This is a genomic window from Streptomyces sp. NBC_00335, from assembly GCF_036127095.1.
Lineage (GTDB): Bacteria > Actinomycetota > Actinomycetes > Streptomycetales > Streptomycetaceae > Streptomyces.
In genome coordinates this window covers 7,807,343-7,824,366 of record NZ_CP108006.1, presented here as the reverse complement: position 1 = coordinate 7,824,366, position 17,024 = coordinate 7,807,343, and the positions used below count along the sequence as shown (strand labels likewise).

Annotated in this window: 15 protein-coding genes; 9 read left to right on the top strand and 6 right to left on the bottom strand. The window is 74.1% G+C overall.

All coding sequences use genetic code 11. The features are described from left to right. Positions 1-2: 2 nt before the first annotated feature. Together OHA37_RS35435 and OHA37_RS35430 are read right to left on the bottom strand one after the other, a co-directional pair. The gene (locus OHA37_RS35435; RefSeq protein ID WP_266913368.1) at positions 3-524 is read right to left on the bottom strand and encodes a kinase; all 522 of its coding nucleotides are present in this window, start codon (positions 522-524) and stop codon (positions 3-5) included. Positions 525-651: 127 nt separating this feature from the next. Further along, positions 652-855, bottom strand: a complete 204-nt coding sequence (locus OHA37_RS35430; protein ID WP_266911575.1) for a cold-shock protein — start codon at positions 853-855, stop codon at positions 652-654. Positions 856-1,078: 223 nt separating this feature from the next. On the opposite strand from OHA37_RS35430, the gene OHA37_RS35425 reads away from it, so the two are divergent. After that, positions 1,079-2,128: a 2-oxoglutarate and iron-dependent oxygenase domain-containing protein gene (locus tag OHA37_RS35425; RefSeq protein ID WP_266911573.1), complete on the top strand. Its 1,050-nt coding sequence runs from the start codon at positions 1,079-1,081 to the stop codon at positions 2,126-2,128. Here the strand turns inward: OHA37_RS35425 and OHA37_RS35420 are convergent. Further along, positions 2,046-2,414 carry an HGxxPAAW family protein gene (locus tag OHA37_RS35420; protein WP_266911571.1) on the bottom strand — a complete coding sequence of 123 codons (369 nt, stop codon included), beginning with the start codon at positions 2,412-2,414 and terminating at the stop codon, positions 2,046-2,048. The genes OHA37_RS35425 and OHA37_RS35420 overlap by 83 nt on opposite strands. Before the next feature lie 105 nt (positions 2,415-2,519). On the opposite strand from OHA37_RS35420, the gene OHA37_RS35415 reads away from it, so the two are divergent. Further along, on the top strand, positions 2,520-3,014 hold the full coding sequence (locus tag OHA37_RS35415) for a MarR family transcriptional regulator (RefSeq protein WP_266911569.1): 495 nt from the start codon (positions 2,520-2,522) through the stop codon (positions 3,012-3,014). Between the two features lie 79 nt (positions 3,015-3,093). Further along, entirely contained in the window at positions 3,094-4,596 is a 1,503-nt protein-coding gene (locus OHA37_RS35410) for a DEAD/DEAH box helicase (protein WP_443046258.1), read from the top strand. A 106-nt stretch (positions 4,597-4,702) separates the two neighbouring features. Here the strand turns inward: OHA37_RS35410 and OHA37_RS35405 are convergent, their stop codons facing one another. Further along, the gene (locus tag OHA37_RS35405) at positions 4,703-5,230 is read right to left on the bottom strand and encodes a hypothetical protein (RefSeq protein WP_266911565.1); all 528 of its coding nucleotides are present in this window, start codon (positions 5,228-5,230) and stop codon (positions 4,703-4,705) included. A gap of 204 nt (positions 5,231-5,434) precedes the next feature. On the opposite strand from OHA37_RS35405, the gene OHA37_RS35400 reads away from it, so the two are divergent. Then, positions 5,435-6,505, top strand: coding sequence for a hypothetical protein (locus OHA37_RS35400; protein ID WP_266911563.1), 1,071 nt, complete (start codon positions 5,435-5,437; stop codon positions 6,503-6,505). A gap of 8 nt (positions 6,506-6,513) precedes the next feature. Here OHA37_RS35400 and OHA37_RS35395 read toward each other — a convergent pair whose 3' ends face one another. Together OHA37_RS35395 and OHA37_RS35390 are read right to left on the bottom strand one after the other, a co-directional pair. Further along, positions 6,514-7,044, bottom strand: coding sequence for an SRPBCC family protein (locus OHA37_RS35395; protein WP_266911561.1), 531 nt, complete (start codon positions 7,042-7,044; stop codon positions 6,514-6,516). 54 nt (positions 7,045-7,098) lie between these two features. Then, a complete protein-coding gene (locus tag OHA37_RS35390) occupies positions 7,099-8,268 on the bottom strand; it encodes an NUDIX domain-containing protein (RefSeq protein WP_266911559.1) in 1,170 nt (389 codons plus the stop codon). Between the two features lie 287 nt (positions 8,269-8,555). On the opposite strand from OHA37_RS35390, the gene OHA37_RS35385 reads away from it, so the two are divergent. From OHA37_RS35385 to OHA37_RS35365, 5 genes are all read left to right on the top strand, one after another. Next, positions 8,556-10,301, top strand: coding sequence for a VanW family protein (locus tag OHA37_RS35385; protein WP_266911557.1), 1,746 nt, complete (start codon positions 8,556-8,558; stop codon positions 10,299-10,301). 105 nt (positions 10,302-10,406) lie between these two features. Beyond that, complete coding sequence (locus OHA37_RS35380) at positions 10,407-10,889, top strand: hypothetical protein (protein WP_266911555.1); 483 nt, start codon at positions 10,407-10,409, stop codon at positions 10,887-10,889. A 194-nt stretch (positions 10,890-11,083) separates the two neighbouring features. Next, a complete protein-coding gene (locus tag OHA37_RS35375) occupies positions 11,084-11,749 on the top strand; it encodes an NAD(P)-dependent oxidoreductase (protein ID WP_266911553.1) in 666 nt (221 codons plus the stop codon). Positions 11,750-11,840: 91 nt separating this feature from the next. Continuing rightward, positions 11,841-13,769, top strand: a complete 1,929-nt coding sequence (locus OHA37_RS35370) for an RNA ligase family protein (protein ID WP_266911551.1) — start codon at positions 11,841-11,843, stop codon at positions 13,767-13,769. Then, a complete protein-coding gene (locus OHA37_RS35365; protein ID WP_266911549.1) occupies positions 13,769-16,726 on the top strand; it encodes a poly(A) polymerase in 2,958 nt (985 codons plus the stop codon). Before OHA37_RS35370 ends, OHA37_RS35365 begins: the two co-directional genes overlap by 1 nt. The last annotated feature ends 298 nt before the right edge of the window (positions 16,727-17,024 follow it).

The following is a 17,024-nucleotide window of genomic DNA, read 5'->3' as shown; positions in this document are numbered from 1 at the left end:
GTTCACGCCTCCACACCCAGCCCGGTCTCGGACATGACCCGGGTGACGGTGTCCTCCAGCGAGTGCTCCGCCCCGATGACGCTCTCCCAGTCGCCGGGCAGCAGGTCGAGGGGCCGGTACCACTCGCGCATCTGCGCCTCGCCGAACTCCGCGGCCTGCGGCTTGTGCGCGTGCCGTCGCAGGGTCTCCTCGAACGGCACGTCGAGGTAGTAGAAGTGCGTCGGCCCGCGGTGGGCCCGGCGCAGGGCGTCGAGCATCGGGCCGTAGCGGTCCGCGTAGAGGATCCCCTCGACGATCACGTGGAAGCCGTGGTCCAGCGCGTAGCGCGCCACGCTGCCGATGAGTCCGATGTTCGCGGCGCCGGGGGTGTCCCGCTCGCGCAGGACGACGCGGCGCAGGTTGTCCTGGCCCACGAGCGCGAGGCCCCGCCCGTGGCGGTCGCGAATGCCCTCCGCCACGGAGGACTTGCCCGCGGCGGAGTTGCCGCGCAGCACGATCAGCCGGGTGTCCGGCGTGCCGGTCATCATCCGGCTCACGCTACCCGTACGCCCTTCACGTGCGTGGGCCCCGCCGGAAGATCCGGTCACGTGCGTGGGCCCCGCCGGAAAGTCCGGCGGGGCCCACGTCACGGGCCGGGCTCGTGAAGCGGCGCTAGAGGGTGACCACCCGCTCCGCCTGGGGACCCTTCGGCCCCTGCGTGACGTCGTACTCGACCTTCTGCCCCTCCTCCAGCGCCTTGAAGCCGCTGGACTGGATGGCGGAGAAGTGCACGAACACGTCGGGACCGCCGTCGTCCTGCTGGATGAAGCCGAAGCCCTTCTCCGAGTTGAACCACTTCACGATGCCAGTTGCCATCTGTACTGATCCTTCACAACGTTCCACCGGCCGCACACGCGGCCGGACCCGATCCTGCCCATTGATCGGGTCGAACACACGCCAAGCGCGGCCAACCGGGGTGCTTGCGGATATTCGAACCTTTCTCCGTCGCGTCCGTGAAACGGGGGAGCAGGCCTTCGCACGGGCCCTTGGAAGGGCTCTCGGCGGGGCGCTCCGAAGGAGTCTTCGAGAGGGGACGGACATGGGCGAGCTCGCGACGTTCCGGGTGCCGGCTCGGATCACGGGAACGACGGCGGACATCATGCTCGGCGGGGCGATGGTCCGCGCCTGGCAGCGCGACGGGATCTTCCAAGTGTCCGCCGACGGGAGACAGGAGGCCCGCACGCGGGCCGCGCTGGCGGCGAGCCGGCGGTTCTTCGCCCGGCCGGCGGCGGAGAAGGCCGCGTGCGTCAACGACACCTCCTACAGCGGGTACACCGCCTCGGGCAAGGAGGTGACGGCAGGCCGGCCGGACGCCTCGGAGATCTTCACCATCACCCCCGACATCGCTCCAACATCGGCCGCCGGCCTGCCCTGCCACGGTCCGGTCCCCTGGCCCTCCCCCGGCTACCGCGCGGCCATGGAGGCCTACCTGGCGGGTGTCGGCGGGCTCGGCCAACGGCTCCTGCGGCTCGTGGCCCTCGGGCTCGGCCTCGGACCGGCCGGCATCGACCGGCTCGCCGGGCCGACCCGCGACGGCTGGCACCACATGCGGGTGCTGCGCTTCCCCGCCGCGGAGCGGACCGCGGAGCGCGGGATCGGCGCCCACACCGACTACGGACTCCTGGTGATCGCCGCCCAGGACGAGGTGGGCGGGCTCTGGGTACGACCCCCGGTGCCGGGCGAACACCGCCCGCGCAACTGGCTGCCGGGCGAGAGCACGGCGGGCTTCGCCGAGGACCGGCCCGGCTGGACCCCCGTACGGCCAGTGGCGCGGGTGCTGACGGTCTTCCCCGGGGACATCCTCCAGTTCATGACCGGCGGCGCGCTGCTGTCCACGCCGCACCGGGTGCGGCTCGCGGACCGGGAGCGGTACGCCCTCGCCTACTTCCACGAGCCGCGCTTCGGCGCCCGGATCCGCCCCCTCGACCCGACGCGGTCACAGCGGGGCGGGGGCGGCGCCGGGGAGGCCGAGGTGATCCACTACGGGGAGCACTTCACCCGGATGTTCATGCGCTGCCATCCACAGCGGGCAACGACGCGGCGGATCGAGAGCCGAGGGCTGCTGCGGCACCTCGCCGCGGCCCGCTGACCCGGCAGCCGAGGCAGTCGGCGTGGCCCGTGCGCGCGACGGTGTCGCGGACCCGCCAGTCCCATTGACCCTCCGGCCGGGGACCGCTCGGCTTGCCCCAGCCGGCGAGGTGCAGGAGCCAGGTGGTGACCCCCGCCGCCACGACGACCCCCAGGCCGATCCAGATGCCGGGCGCCCAAGAGGCGCACAGGGCCGCGCCCGCGACCGTGCTTCCCACCAGGGCGATCGCGGTGCCGGTCCAGCCCGCCACCGTGTGGCCGAGGTCCACGTGGCCGTGAGCGCTCATCGTTCTCCCCTGCTTCGTCGGTTCAGTAGGCTCGCAAGGCGTTCTCTTACGGAGAAAGCCATTTACCTCACGAGCTAAGTAACTTAGATGCTAAGGAGTAACCGCGTGCAGGGCAAGCCCCGCCCCGCGGCCACGGTCCAGGAGGCGCTGTCGCGCATGGACCGGTACGTCGCCCTCGGCATCGTCGGCCAGCAGGAGGTGGCGCAGCTCCTGGGGCTGAACGTCACCGACCTGACCTGCCTCGGCCACATCCTGGGCGCCGGAAAGGACCCGCTCGGTGCGGGCGACCTCGCCGAGCTGACCAACCTCACCACCGGCGCGGTGACCGGGGTGCTCAACCGTCTGGAGCGCGCCGGGTACGCGAGCCGGCAGCCCGATCCCGCCGACCGCCGCCGGGTACGGGTGGTCGCGGAGCCGGCCGCCGCCGCGCGGATCTTCGCCGTCTACGAGCCCTTCTACGCCCGGCTCGGCGCGGTCTTCGCCGAATACACCCCTGACGAGATCGCCGTCATCGCCGACTGGTTCGGGCGGGCGACGGCCGAGGTCACCGCCCATCTGGACCGGGTACGGGCCGGGGAACTCGGGCCGGTGACCCCGTAGCCCCGATGGTAAAATTTGCCTTTTGGCGACGTTCGCGTCGCACTCCCGATCATCTTGTGCGTCTCACGGAAGGTTCTGCATGAAGAACCCGTCACCTCATGGGCGCTTCGGCATCAAGCCCGGAGCGAAGGCAGGCCCGAAGGGCGGTGCGAAGGGCGGCGGGAAGACCCCCCGGACCCTCGGCCCCCAGGGCGAGTACTCAATGCCCCGGACGACCACGCCGGCGCTGCCGCCGGTGGAGTCCTTCTCGGAGCTCGGCCTGCCCCCTGAGCTGGTGACGACGATGGCCGACCAGGGGGTGTCGGAGCCGTTCCCCATCCAGGCGGCGACCCTCCCCAACTCCCTGGCGGGCCGCGACATCCTCGGCCGCGGGCGGACCGGCTCGGGCAAGACGCTCGCCTTCGGGCTGGCCATGCTGGCCCGTACGGCGGGGCAGCAGGCCGATCCGAAGCGGCCGCTCGCGCTGGTCCTCGTACCGACCCGCGAGCTGGCGCAGCAGGTGACCGAGGCCCTGGCCCCGTACGCGCAGGCCCTGAAGCTGCGCCTGGCCACGGTCGTCGGCGGACTGTCCATCGGCAAGCAGACGGGCGCGCTGCGCACCGGAGCCGAGATCGTGGTGGCCACCCCGGGGCGGCTCAGCGACCTCATCGGCCGGCGCGACGTGCACCTGGAGCGCGTGAAGGTCGTCGTCCTCGACGAGGCCGACCAGATGTGCGACATGGGCTTCATGCCGCAGGTCACCGAGATCCTCGACCAGTGCCACCACGCCGGCCAGCGCATGCTGTTCTCGGCCACCCTGGACCGCAACGTGGACCAGCTGGTGCAGCGGTACCTGAAGGACCCGGTCGGCCACTCCGTGGACCCGCAGTCGGCCTCGGTGTCCACGATGGACCACCACGTGCTGCACATCCACGCGGCCGACAAGGTCTCGGCCGCGACCGAGATCGCGGCGCGCGAGGGCCGGGTGCTGATGTTCCTGGACACCAAGCACGGCGTCGACCAGTTCGTGAAGCACCTGCGGGCCATGGGCGTGCGCGCGGAGGGCCTGCACAGCGGCAAGTCGCAGCCGCAGCGCACCCGGACGCTCGGGCAGTTCAAGGACGGCCTGCTGAACGTCCTGGTCGCCACCAACGTCGCCGCGCGCGGCATCCACATCGAGGACCTCGACCTCGTGGTCAACGTGGACCCGCCGGCCGACAGCAAGGACTACCTGCACCGGGGCGGCCGCACCGCGCGGGCCGGCGAGTCCGGCAAGGTCGTCACCCTGGTCACCCCGAACCAGCGGCGCGACATCGTCCGGCTGATGGCCGACGCCAAGATCCGGCCGACCATCACCCAGGTCCGCTCCGGCGAGGCCGCGCTGAGCCGGATCACCGGCGCGAAGGCCCCCTCCGGCGTGCCGCTGGCCGGCGCCGCGGCCACCGACGCCAAGGGCCGGCCCTCGGGCTCGGACCTCGGCTTCCGCGGGATCGGCACGCGGCCCGGGCGGCCCGGCAAGGGCAAGGAGTCCCGCAAGACCATCGAGGCCCGGCAGGCCGCCGAGGCCCGTGCGGCGGCGCGGGTGCGGCGCGGCACGAAGTAGGCGGCACGAAGTAGGCGGAGTACGACGGGGCACGCACCCGTACGACGGGAGGGCCGGGACCGTGGATGCGGTTCCGGCCCTCCGCGCATCCCGGAAGGTCACGGGCTCAGGCGGCCCGCCGCAGCAGCCGCTGGGCCGCCGCGTTGCGGACCCGGCGGGTGCGGGCGCCCGCGGCGAGCAGGCGTAGGGCCTCGTCGGCGTGCAGGGACTGGGCCGCCGTGCGCTGACACCAGTCGGAGGCGGCGAGGAGTTCCGCCGCGGACCAGGGCTCGCCCCGGGTGACGGCCTTCAGCAGGGTCCACTCGCGCAGTCGGCGGGCGGCGAAGGTGCGGCCGTCGAGGGCGGCTCCGACGGCCTGCGCCCAGGCCGGAAAGGCCTCGTCGGCCAGCAGTCCGGCCGCCCGCCGGTCGAGGTGCGTGACCACCGCGCTCTCGGCCATCACGAGGTCCGGGTCGCGCAGGACGGCGGCCACGGCCTCGGCTTCGGCGGGCTGACCGGAAACGGCGGCCAGGGACTCCAAGTGCCGGGCGTAGCGCCAGTGCTCGGGCGGCGTGTTCACCGCCACCGTGCCCGTCGTCCCCTCGGTCCGGCTTTCCGGGCCGCCTTGGCGTATCTGGTACTCGCTTCTCCCCATGCTGCCATTCCACACGACGCGGGTGAACGACACGTTGTCAGGGTGGCATCGAGCCCGTGCGGGACGGCAACGGCGCCTCCACCGGGGGCAGTCGGCCCACATCTGCGCAGGTCACAGGACCATCACGATCTCGATCCGGCTTGTGCCGCATCGGTGACGCCCTGTGAGATGGACCGGAGTCAAGAGCATGGGCGGGGGCCTGACATGACGGAACCGGCGGAATTCTTCACACGACTGCGCGCGGACATCCAGGGCGAGAACCAGGATCAGGACCGCGAGGAGCGCAGGTACCGCGAGGAGCACGAGGAGCGCAGGTACCGCGAGGACCGCAGGTACCGCGACGATCACGAAGCGGCCTTCCACGCCGGCCGGCACCGGGGGCGCGTCAGACGCCTGGCCGTCGGAGCCGCCGCCGCCCTGGCGCTCGCCGGTGTCACCGCGTGGCTGGTGCTCGCTCCGGACGAACGGACCGCGAGCGAGTCCTACGCCGCCGCGCTCGACGAGCAGGCCTGGCCCGATGAGTGGCCGGCCACCACGAGCCTGCCGCTGCGCGGTTCGCCCGCCCGCACCTGGGCGACCGAACAGGAGGAGCTCCCGCTGCCCGCGGCCACGGCGGTCGGTTCGATCCCGCAGGAGCAGGTCTCCGACGGACTGCGCCGGGCCCGGGAGTTCGTGGTCGCGGCCAATCTGGATCCGGAGGTGCTGCGGGGCGCATGGCCCGCCGAGGCCTTGGAGCTGCTCGATCCCCAGCAGTCCTCCCGCGCCGAGCTGTCGGCGCACCTGCGCGAACCGGGGCTCCCCGACGCCGACCCCACCGAGCTGTTCACCCGCTTCGACCCCGCCGTGCTCACGCCGGCCCGTGGCGGCATCAGGGTGCGCGGCCGGATGTCCTTCGAAGCCGGCGGGAATCCGGGGCAGCTCAGGATCCACGCCGACTACACCTTCGTCTACGCCCTGCGGCGCGTGGCCCCGCGCGCGGAGCCGGGGCCCGCGCCGGGCACGGAGGAGGTGGCGCGGGTCGTCGTACGCAGGCAGCTGGTGCTGCTCTACGGCGTGTCCGACTCCCCCGGCGTGACGGCCGGGAAGCTGGTCCCGGCCGGGTACCGGCGCCAGCTCGGCAACCACGACTGCGGCACGGTCGACGGCTACGTCCACCCCTACTTCTCCAAGGAGGCGGCCGCCGCCGAGCTGCCGTGGCCGGTGGTCGACCCGTACGACGACAGCAAGGACATCCCCGACGGACGCCCGAGCTGCACCGTTCCGTCACGGACCTGAGCCGGCGCTCAGCCCCCGTGGCTCTCGTAGCCGCCGGAGCCCTGGTCGTTCGCGTGGCCCTGCTCCGGGAGGGGGGCTCCGGTCTCCAGGAGGGTCTTGAGGCTGGACGCGAGCATCGGCCAGGCGCGCCCGCACATGCCGATGAGGGTGCCGCCCGGTTCGAAGCCCTCGTGGAGGATGGTGAGCCGAGCCAGCGTGTCGCCGACCGGCTCGATCTCGTACGTCACCTTCGTGCGCCGCTCGCGGGCCAGTTCGGCGCGCAGCTCCTCGCCGATGCCCACGGAGGCGGCCCACTGCGGGGTGAAGGTGTGCCAGGTGTAGGAGAGCAGCCGCTCCGGTACGCACTCCAGCACCACCTGCTCCGGATCGCTCGTCCGCGCCCCGCGCTCCACCCAGTCCATCGTCGAGCCCACCCGCCAGTCGGTCTCGAAGTCGAGTCCCCAGTAGCGGCGGGTGAACGCGGGCTCGGTCAGGGCCTGCCACACCCGCGCGGGGTCGGCCTGGACGTACACGGTGTAGGTGATCGCAGTCTCGCTCATTCCCTCATGCTGCGGGACCGGGGCCCGCGGACCGGGGATTGAGCCGCTCTGCGCTCACCAGTGGCAGCCCTCCGCGGGGAGTTCCGTCGGCGGGGTGCGGGGCGGCTGCGGGAGGGACAGGTGGGCGCGGGCGGCGTACACGGCGGCGAGTTCCTCGTGGCCCGCCGGGCCCCAGTCGCTGAGTTCGCGGACCTGTTCGGGGGTGGCCAGCAGCCGGGCGTACGCCGGGTCCGGGCCCGGGGGCAGCGCCGTGAGCCGGGCCGCGGTGCGCGGGTGGGCGCCCTGGTCGGCGTACCGGTACCCGAGCGGGAGCGCGGCCGCGGTGCGGCCCGCCGTCGGGGAGGGGAGGTGGGCGGCGCCGGTGGCGCGGGCGACGAGCAGCAGGACGCGCCCGTCGGGGGCGAAGAGCCAGCCTGCGGGGTCCCGTGGCGTCAGGTGCCCGGGGACGGGACCCGGGTGCCAGGTGCCGTGCAGCGGGACGCGGCGGCTGCGCAGGACGCCGAGCCGGTCGAGCGCGGTGGGGGCGGTGGGGCGGCCGTCTTCCAGCAGGGCGGCGCCGCCTCCGTTGATCCGGGCCCGCAGCGCGGACAGGGCGCGGCGGGCGTCTCCCGCGTCCATCAGGGCGGGCAGCTCGGCCGGCTCGGCGAAGTGGATGCCGGTGATCTCCTGTGCGGGGAGGCGGACGGAGTCGATGCGGTCCCGGGTCCAGGTGCCGCCGTCGAAGACGTGCAGGATCTCGCCGGGGAAGCCCATCCCGGGCGGCATGCCGGGTGCGTCGGCCGGGATCCAGTCGACGGCGAGGCCGCGCGGGTAGCGGCCTTCGACGCCGAGCTCCTCGTACATCTCGCGGGCGGCCGCCGCGGCCGGTGCCTCGCCGGCGTCCACCGCGCCGCCGGGCAGCAGCCGGTCGGGGCGGTAGTCGACGCTCTGGACGAGGACGCGGCCGTCGGCATCGGTGACGAGGACGACCGCGCCGGTCCAGAGCGTGGCGCGGGAGGCGCCGTACTCCTCCGGGGTCATCCAGGTGCCCGGACGGGTGGCCTGGGCCGGGGGTTGGGCCTGGGCCGGGGGTTGAGCCTGGGCCTCGGACTGGGCCCCGGCTTGGTCCGAAGCCTCGGACCGGGCCCCGGCCTCGGCCCCGGACTGGGTGTGGGACCGGGCCTCCGGTGTGGCCGGGGATGCGCCCGTGTCCTGCGTCACGTCCTCGTCGGTCAGCTGCGGCATCGGACTCCATTCACCGTAGGGGCACCGCGGGGGCGTCGTGCGGCGCCGTCGCGCGGGCGACGCGCGGTCATCGGGCGGGCCTCGCGGGGGCGTTCCGCACGGGTGGTCCCGCGGGCTGTGCAACAGCGCGGACGGCCCCCGGGTTACGGAGATCGACACATTCCCCTTTGCCACCCCTATACCTCCTTATTACCTGGTTACACGGATCTTGCTACGTTCCCCGGGCGGACTGGCGGCATGAAAACCGCCGGTCCGACCACGTCACCGGAGCGAGGAGAGACCCAGACATGCGACGCGCACCCCGTACGGGCACCCCGGCGGCCACCGGCAAACGGTGGACCGTCCCGGGCGTGGCCGGCGTGGCCGGCGGCGTCGCGGTCCTCGGCTTCGGTGGGCTGTACGCCGCGGGTCTGCTGCTGGCGGGCGACGACGTGGCCTCCGGTACGAAGGTGCGCGGCATCGACATAGGCGGGATGAGCCGCGCCGAGGCCCGGCAGACCCTGAACCGTGAGCTCGGCCCGTCCGCCGCGGCCCCGCTGGCACTGCGGATAGGAGAGCGGACCGAGCAGGCGCAGCCGGCAAGCCTCGGTCTGTCCCTGGACACCGGCGCCACCGTCGACCGGGCCGCCCGGTCCGGCGCCGACCCCGTCAGCGTGATCGGCCGGCTGTTCTCCTCCGGTGATCCCGACGTTGAGCCCGCGGTCCGGCTCGACGAGAGGGCGGCCCGCGCCGCCTTGGACGAACTCGGCGCGAAGACCCGGCAGGAGGCCCGGGAGGGCTCGGTCTCCTTCGAGAAGGGCAAGGCCAAGGCGGTGGCCCCGGTCACCGGTACCGACCTCGACGTCGACGGCTCCCTCGGCGTGCTCCGCTCGTCCTACACCCGGCCGGCGGACGGGCAGCCCGTCGTGCTGCCCGTACGGACCACGGAGCCCCGCGTCGGGCAGCAGGAGACGCAGCGGGCCCTGAAGGAGTTCGCCGAACCCGCGGTGTCCGCGCCCGTCACCCTGACCGTGGAGGGCAAGCGCATACCCGTCGGCCCGGCCGTCCTCGCCAAGCACCTCACCCTCAAGGACGACGGGCAGGGCCGCCTCGCGCCCCGCCTCGACTCCAAGGCGCTGCTCGCCGACCCGCAGCTGGCCGGTCCGCTGCGCCGGGCCACGCCCGGACCCGTGGAGGCGAAGCTTCGTACGGACTCCGCCGGCGCGGTCTCCGTCGCCGAGGAGGGCCGGGCCGGACGCCGGGTCGCCGTAGAGGGCCTGTCCGCCGCCGTGCTGACGCTGCTGACGCGGACGGGCGCGGCGGAGCGTACGGGCGAGGTCGCCACGGAGGAGGTCCAGCCGAAGCTGACCGCGAACACGGTCGGACAGCTGGGCATCAAGGAGGAGGTGTCCTCCTTCACCGTCGGCTTCGAGAAGGCCCCGTACCGCACGACGAACATCGGTCGGGCCGCGGAGCTCATCAACGGTTCGCTCGTGCTGCCCGACGAGACCTGGAGCTTCAACCGCCGGGTCGGCGAGCGCACGAAGGAGAACGGTTTCGTCGACGGCCTGATCATCAACAACGGCCAGTACGAGAAGGCCGCGGGCGGCGGCGTTTCGGCGGTGGCCACCACGGTCTTCAACGCGATGTTCTTCTCCGGGGTCAAGCCCGTCGAGTACGGAGCGCACTCCTTCTACATCGAGCGCTATCCGGAGGGCCGCGAGGCCACCGTGGCGTGGGGCAGCCTGGACCTGCGCTTCGCCAACGACTCGGGCAAGGCCCTGTACATCCGGGCCGAGGCGACCGACACCTCGATCACCATCACCTTCCTGGGCACGAAGCGGTACGACGAGATCCGCGCGGCCAAGGGTCCGCGGACGAACGTCAAGCCGCCCGCCACCCGCACGGACAACGGCCCGAAGTGCGAACCGCAGTCCCCGCTGGAGGGCTTCGACGTCGCCGTCGACCGGGTGTTCGTGAAGGGCGGGCAAGAGGTCAAGCGGGAGACGATGAAGACCCGTTACACCCCGAGGGACAGCGTGACCTGCGGCTGAGTCCTCCTGTCGGGGAGTCCGGACCACCCGTGCGGGTGAGTGCGTGCGGGTGAGCGGGCGTTCGTCGGGCAGGGTGGGCGGATGGAGTCGCGCCGGGGACCGAGGGTGCCCCTGATCATCGTCGCGCTGGCCGTGGCGGCCGGGTGTGTGACCGGATGTGTGACCGTGGCCCCGGCCACCGGTCCGGGGACCGTTCCCGTGACCGGAGCGCGGCCCGCACCGACCGGGCTGCGGACGGGCCTGCCGGGACCGGCGACCGAGGCCTGGCCGCTGGGGTCGCTGCCGCAGGTCGTGCAGGATACGGATCCGGTGCCCGAGGAGCCCCCGATTGCCTTGCCCGGGGCCGCTGTTGCTCCACGGCCCGCCGCGCCCGCGGCGCCGGCCGCCCGGGCGCGCAGCCGGGTGAAGCCCGCCGCGCCGCGACACCGGCCGGAGCGGCCCCGGCGGGCCGCGCCGAAGAAGCCCGCGGCTCCCGCCGCGAAGGCCCGTCGCTCCAAGCCCGCGCCGATCCGGTCGTACGACATGGCGCCGCTGTGCGCGGCGGCCCGGGGGACGGTGGATCCGGCGATCGTGGCGCTGTGCCACTGAGCGCGTTTCACTGAGTGCGTTCCACTGAGCGCGTTTCGCTGACCGCCTGTCGCGGACCTCGTGTCACTGACCGCCTGTCACTGCCCACGTGTCACAGACCGCGTGGCGCTGCCGGGTCCGGGAGGCGGGATTCGCTTGGATGGGCCCGGCGGACCCCGACCGGGGCCCTCCAGCCCCCACCTCCAGGAGTGGCCATGGCGAAGATCGCTCTCTTCGGCGCGACCGGCACCGTCGGATCCCGCGTGCTGCACGAAGCCCTCGGGCGCGGGCACGAGGTCACGGCCGTCGTGCGCGATCCCGCACACTTCGCCGAGTCCGACGCCAGCTCCGCGGACGTCACCGTCGTCCGCGGCAACGTCCTCGACCCCGCGTCCGTGACCCAGGCCGCGGCAGGGCAGGACGTGGTGGTCAGCGCCTACGGTCCGGGCTCCGGGGACCCCGGCACGCTGGTCGGCGCGGCGAAGGCGCTGATCGGCGGTGTGCAGGCCCTCGGTGCGGACGGGCCCCGGCCGCGCGTGGTCACCGTCGGCGGGGCCGGCTCCCTGCGCACCCCCGGCGGACCGAAGGTCTGGGACCAGGCCGGGATTCCGGCGCCGATCGTCGCCGTCATGCACGCCCACGGGGACGCCCTCGACTTCCTGCGGACCGTTCCGGTGGAGGAGGTCCACTGGACCAGCCTCAGCCCCGCCGCCACGATCGAGCCGGGCACCCGGACGGGCGCGTACCGGCTGGGGCTCGACGACCTGGTCGTGGACGACCACGGAAACAGCCTGATCTCCACGGAGGACTTCGCGGTCGCCCTGCTGGACGAGATCGAGCGCGACGCGCACCCGGGCAAGCGCTTCACCGTCGGGTACTGATCACCGTCGGGTCCTGAGATATTCGCTGGTCCGGGCCGGTTCCGCCTCCCTAGAGTGACCGTGCACCAGCCTCGGCCGCAGGGAGCGGATCATGCGCACGCACTACCCCCGGACTCCGCACCTGCCCTGGTCCCCCGGTGCGACGTCCGACGACGTGCGGACCACGGGACCCGGCCTGCTGGCCGGGTTCGCCGGGCGCGAGGTCGTGGTCACCGAGAAGCTCGACGGCGAGAACACCACCCTCTACGCCGACGGCCTGCACGCGCGCTCGCTCGACTCGGGCCACCATCCCTCGCGGGCCTGGGTGAAGGGCCTGCAGAGTCGTATCGGCCCGGGGATCCCCGCCGGCTGGCGGGTGTGCGGGGAGAACGTCTACGCCCGGCACTCGCTCGCGTACGAGGAACTCGACGCGTGGTTCTACGGGTTCTCGGTGTGGGACGGCGACCATTGCCTGGACTGGGACCGGACGGTGCTCTTCCTGCGCGGTCTCGGGGTCCCGGGACCGCGCGTCCTGTGGCGCGGTGTCTTCGACGAGCGCGCGCTGCGCCGCCTGCGGCTCGACACGACGCGGCAGGAGGGGTACGTCGTCCGCACGACGGAGGGCTTCGAACGCGCCGAGTTCGGGCACCGCGTGGCCAAATGGGTGCGGGGCGGGCACGTGCAGACGGACACGCACTGGATGTACGCCCAGGTGGTGGCGAACGGGCTCGGTCCGGCGGCCGCCCTCTGGGACGCCCGGTCGGGCGCGGATCCGGACGCGGCCGGGCTGCTGCGCGCGGTGGGGGCGGACACGGCGCTGGGGGCCGAGACCGCGGTCGAGGCGGCCCGAGTCGAGCAGCTGGTCGCCGAAGTCGCGGACCGCATCGACGGGTTGGGCGTGCGCAGGTCCGGCGAGGAGCGGCTGGCCGGGATCCTGGCGGCGGCCCTGCACGGCGTACCGCGCGCCGCGCTCGCATCCCGGCTGGCGGCGGGGCCGCTCGCCATGGCCACCGCACGGCGGGTCGCGGACCTGGTCGGGCTCTGCCCGGCGCTGCGCAAGCCCTTCCCCTACCCGGACGCGGAACGGCGGGCGGGGCTCGTACGGATGGCGGAGGCGGCCGATCTGGGGGTGCTGCACGCGCTGGCGGGGGCGGTCTCCGGGTCCGGGGGTCGTGTCGGGCCGCCTGGATCCGGCGAAGGCGGCGAGCGGGGCGACGGGCCCGCGGAGTGCGTGGAGTGGTCCGCGCTGCACGCCGAGGAGGCGGGGCTGCTCGGGCCCGCGCCGCTGGAGCCCCTGCGGGCCGGGCTCCACGAGGCCCTCGCCGCGGCCGGCATAGGCGCGGGCGGTGGTGACGGCGACGCCGACGCCGCCGACCGCTGCTGGGCCGAAGCCCGCCTCGCCTACGGCCAGGGCAAGCTGACCGGCGCCGAGGAGGCGGTCGCGGCGACCTGGCGGTGGCGCGACGGCGCCTCCTTCCCCCGGCTCGTACAGCTCTGCGGACCCTCGGGCAGCGGCAAGAGCACCTACGCCCGGAACCTCCCGGGGGTGGAGGCCTACATCAGTCTCGACGACCTGCGCGGCGCCAGGGGCGCCCGGGCGGACCAGCGGGACAACGCGGACGTGCTCCGCGAGGGCCTGGACCGGCTGGACTCCGCACTCGCCTCGGCCGCGCGACGGGGCGGCACGGTGGTGTGGGACGCGACCTCCCTCACGGCCCAGCAGCGCGGTCTGGCCGGCACGGTCGCCCGGCGGCGCGACGCGCTCGTCACCCACGCCGTGCTGCTGGTCGAGGAGGCGGAGCTGATGCGCCGCAACTCCACGCGCGCGCACCCCGTACCGGAACAGGTGCTGGCCTCGCAGCTGCGGCGGTTCGCTCCGCCGTATCCCGGTGAGGCGCACCGCACGTGGTACATCGGGCCGGGCGGAGCCGTCGAGGACACGGCGGGCACGATCGGTGCGCCGGCCCGTACGGCGGCCCGTACGCCGACCCGTACGGCGGCCCTCACGACGTCTCGTACGGCGACCCGAGAGGAGGGCTGATGCGTACCAGCGAGGAGCTCTACCACCAGGTCCGCTGGGATCCCCGCTTCGATCCCGCCCGGTTCACTCTGGGACTGCTGCAGCGCGGTGCGGCGCCGAAGCGGATCCCGCTGCCCGCCTTCGTGCCCGGGGGCGACATCCCCTGGCACCGGGTGCTGTTCGTGGAAGCCGACGGCGAGCTGGTGTGGGACCGGGCGACGGGCGTCGACATCATCGACCGCACCGCGGCCGGGCGGGTCCGCGACCCCAGGCTGCTGCGGGCGCCGTTCTTCACCGCACGCACCCGGTACGCCTGGGACGCGTCCGGCGACGGCGCGTGGCGGGCAGCCCCCGAGGGGGACACCCGCGCACCGAAGCCTTCGCGCGTACGCCTGTTGACCTGGAACACGCTCTGGGACCGCTACGACGCCCCGCGCATCGCCACCGCACGGCGCAGGCCGCTGCTGCTCGCCGACCTCGCGGTGGCCGACGCCGATGTGATCGCGCTCCAGGAGGTGGAGCCCGAGCTGCTCGGCATGCTGCTCGCCGAGCCGTGGGTCCGCGCCGGGTACACGGTCGCGGCGGACCCGCGCGGCCGGGACGTGGCGGAGAGCGGACTGCTGGTACTGAGCCGCCTTCCGGTGCGGGAGGCGGGAGTTCACGTACTGGGTCCGCACAAGGCGGTCGTCGCCGTGACCGTGGACACGGCGGGCGGGCCGTTGGTGGTCGCGGCCACACATCTGACGAGCGATCACACCGAGCGGGGCGAGGACCGCCGGGCGGCCGAACTGGTCAGGATTTCCGAAGGGTTGTCGGGAATCGAGGCGGCCGACGTGGCCCTGCTCGGCGACTTCAACGACGGCCGGTCGGGGGCCGAGGGTCCGGCGGCGGCGCTGGGTCTGCGGGACGTGTGGACCGAGGTGCACGGGGTCGGGGACGGGACCCCCACCTTCGATCCGGTCGCCAACCCGCTGGCCGCGGTGGGGTCGTTGTCGGGTCGGGCCGGCCGCTTGGACCGGATCCTGCTGCACTCGGCCGCGGTTCGCGTGACTCATGCCGCCCTGCGCGGCGACTCCCCGGCAGCGGACGGGCTGTTCGTCTCGGACCACTACGGTGTCGAGGCCACCCTGGACTTCGAGCCGTCGGCCGACGGAGACGAGGTCGGCGAAGGGTACGGGCACGCGGTGCTCGACGTCCGTGCCACCGCGCGGACGGCGGTGGCGTGGCTGGCGCCGCAGGACGAGGCGGTGGAGGCGGTCCGTCGCGCACACGACCCGCAGGCGGAGCGCTGGCCGGCGCACGTGAACCTGCTCTTCGGCTTCGTACCGGAGTCCTCCTTCGAGGAGGCACTGCCCCTGCTGGCCGAAGTGGCCGCGCGATCGGCCGCGTTCACGGCCCGGCTGGAGGGCGTGTACGGCTTCGGCCCGACCCTGTGGCTGGACCCGGCGGCGGCCGGCGACGCCCCGTGGCAGGAGCTCCGGCGGACCCTGGCGGCGCGCTTCCCGGGCTGCCGGGGCCGCGCCGAGGGGTTCACTCCCCACCTGACGCTCGGACACAGCCCCGATCCCCGGCGTGCGGAGCGGGAGTTCGCGGCACGCCTCGGCGGTGCCCGGTCGGCCCGCGTTGCCTCGCTCGCCGTCCTGTCCCGCCGCGGCGACGGCCCGATGCAGGTCCGGGCAACGGTGGAACTCGGCACCGGCAAGGTCACCTGGGCACCCGAACCCCCACGCGCCCGGACGGGCCGCCCGGGCGGCGGGGAATCGGCGGGGGGCGGGGGCTCCGGCGCAGGCTCCGGCTCCGGCTCCGGCTCCGGCTCCGGCTCCGGCTCCGGCTCCATCAAGGCCGGGGCCTGGGCCGAGGCCAACGCCGAGGCCCTCGCGGCGCGGATCTCGGCGGCCCTCCCCGAGGGGGTCGTGCACGTGGCCGGCTCGCGCCGGATGGGGTGTGCGCTGCCGGACGCGGATCTGGACCTCGTCGTGGCCCTGCCCGGCACCGTCGCCCTGGCGGAGGTACGGGCTCGGGTGGCCTCGGCCCTCCCCGAGGCGGAGCGGCTCCGCGAGGTGACGGGCGCCCGGGTGCCGGGGCTGCGGCTGCGCGCGGCCGGGCTGGACGTGGACCTGGTGGTGGTGGCCACCGGTCCGGTGCCGCCGGGCCGGGCGGTCGCCCTGAGGTCGCGGCTCGGCGAGGCCGCGGCGGTGGCGCTGAGTGCGGTGAGCGACGCCGATGCGGTACGGGCCTTCGTGGGCCCGGAGCACGCGGCGTTCGCCCGCCTGGCGCGGGAGGTCAAGGCCTGGGCCCGGTCCCGGGGTCTGGACTCGGCGCCCTTCGGCGGCCTGCCGGGACTCGCCTGGTCCGTGCTGGCCGCCCACACGGTCCGCTCCGCCCCGGGCCTGTCCCCCGGTCCCCTGCTGCGCACCTTCTTCGCCACCTGGGCCGCCTGGGACTGGCGCACCCCGGTGGGCCTGGCCCCGGCCAACGGGCCGACTGCCGGCGCGGGCGGCGAGGAGGCCGTCACCGTGCTGACCCCCTCCGCCCCGGTGCGCAGCTGCACCACCCAAGTCGGCCCGGGAACCGCCGACTTGCTGACGCGGGAGCTGTTCGCCGCGTGGGAGGCGCTGGAGGAGAGCCCCACGGCGGAGCTTCCCCTCGCCCCTGCGCCCGCGCACCGACGGCACGCCGCCTGGGCCGTGGTCACCGTGACGGGTTCCCGGCCCGGCGACTTCGAGGACGACCTGGGCCGCACGCGCGGCCGACTGCGCGCCCTGCTCGGCGCCCTGGCGGAGACGGGCCTCGTGGACGTACACGCCTGGCCCAGGCCCTTCGAGCGGACACCGACCCTGGCCCGCTACGCGATCGGCCTCGGCCACACGCCGCCGGACCCGAGCACCCTCGCGGCGATCACCGCACCCTGGTCGGCGACGCTCCCCGGCACCGAGGTGGCCTGGGCCGACTGTGGCAGCGTCCCCGACCTCTCCTGACGACAAGTAACGAACGCGCGGCAACACCGGGCCGGCCATCGGGCCCCACTCTCCGAACGCAGCGAAGACTCTCGGCCTGAGCTCCGCCTCCCCGTAGCGGGCACGGCGAGACGGAGCGGTCAGAGCCTCAGTAGAGTCCTGTGAAGTTTTTTCGTCAACACTTTTCACAAGGATTGAAGAAACCTCAAGTTCACAGGCCTGATGCGGGTTTGACACACCGTTGGATCTTCAGTTCATGAACGTGCAAACCCTTGACGGCCCCGGCGCCGGGCAGTTCACTCACGCTTCGATCCCCCCG

Bases quoted from the DNA above. Each gene is read 5' to 3' on its own strand.
- OHA37_RS35435 (WP_266913368.1), bottom strand. From the start codon at position 524: ATGACCGGCACGCCGGACACCCGGCTGATCGTGCTGCGCGGCAACTCC.
- OHA37_RS35430 (WP_266911575.1), bottom strand. From the start codon at position 855: ATGGCAACTGGCATCGTGAAGTGGTTCAACTCGGAGAAGGGCTTCGGC.
- OHA37_RS35425 (WP_266911573.1), top strand. From the start codon at position 1,079: ATGGGCGAGCTCGCGACGTTCCGGGTGCCGGCTCGGATCACGGGAACG.
- OHA37_RS35420 (WP_266911571.1), bottom strand. From the start codon at position 2,414: ATGAGCGCTCACGGCCACGTGGACCTCGGCCACACGGTGGCGGGCTGG.
- OHA37_RS35410 (WP_443046258.1), top strand. From the start codon at position 3,094: ATGAAGAACCCGTCACCTCATGGGCGCTTCGGCATCAAGCCCGGAGCG.
- OHA37_RS35405 (WP_266911565.1), bottom strand. From the start codon at position 5,230: ATGGGGAGAAGCGAGTACCAGATACGCCAAGGCGGCCCGGAAAGCCGG.
- OHA37_RS35400 (WP_266911563.1), top strand. From the start codon at position 5,435: ATGACGGAACCGGCGGAATTCTTCACACGACTGCGCGCGGACATCCAG.
- OHA37_RS35395 (WP_266911561.1), bottom strand. From the start codon at position 7,044: ATGAGCGAGACTGCGATCACCTACACCGTGTACGTCCAGGCCGACCCC.
- OHA37_RS35390 (WP_266911559.1), bottom strand. From the start codon at position 8,268: ATGCCGCAGCTGACCGACGAGGACGTGACGCAGGACACGGGCGCATCC.
- OHA37_RS35385 (WP_266911557.1), top strand. From the start codon at position 8,556: ATGCGACGCGCACCCCGTACGGGCACCCCGGCGGCCACCGGCAAACGG.
- OHA37_RS35375 (WP_266911553.1), top strand. From the start codon at position 11,084: ATGGCGAAGATCGCTCTCTTCGGCGCGACCGGCACCGTCGGATCCCGC.
- OHA37_RS35370 (WP_266911551.1), top strand. From the start codon at position 11,841: ATGCGCACGCACTACCCCCGGACTCCGCACCTGCCCTGGTCCCCCGGT.
- OHA37_RS35365 (WP_266911549.1), top strand. From the start codon at position 13,769: ATGCGTACCAGCGAGGAGCTCTACCACCAGGTCCGCTGGGATCCCCGC.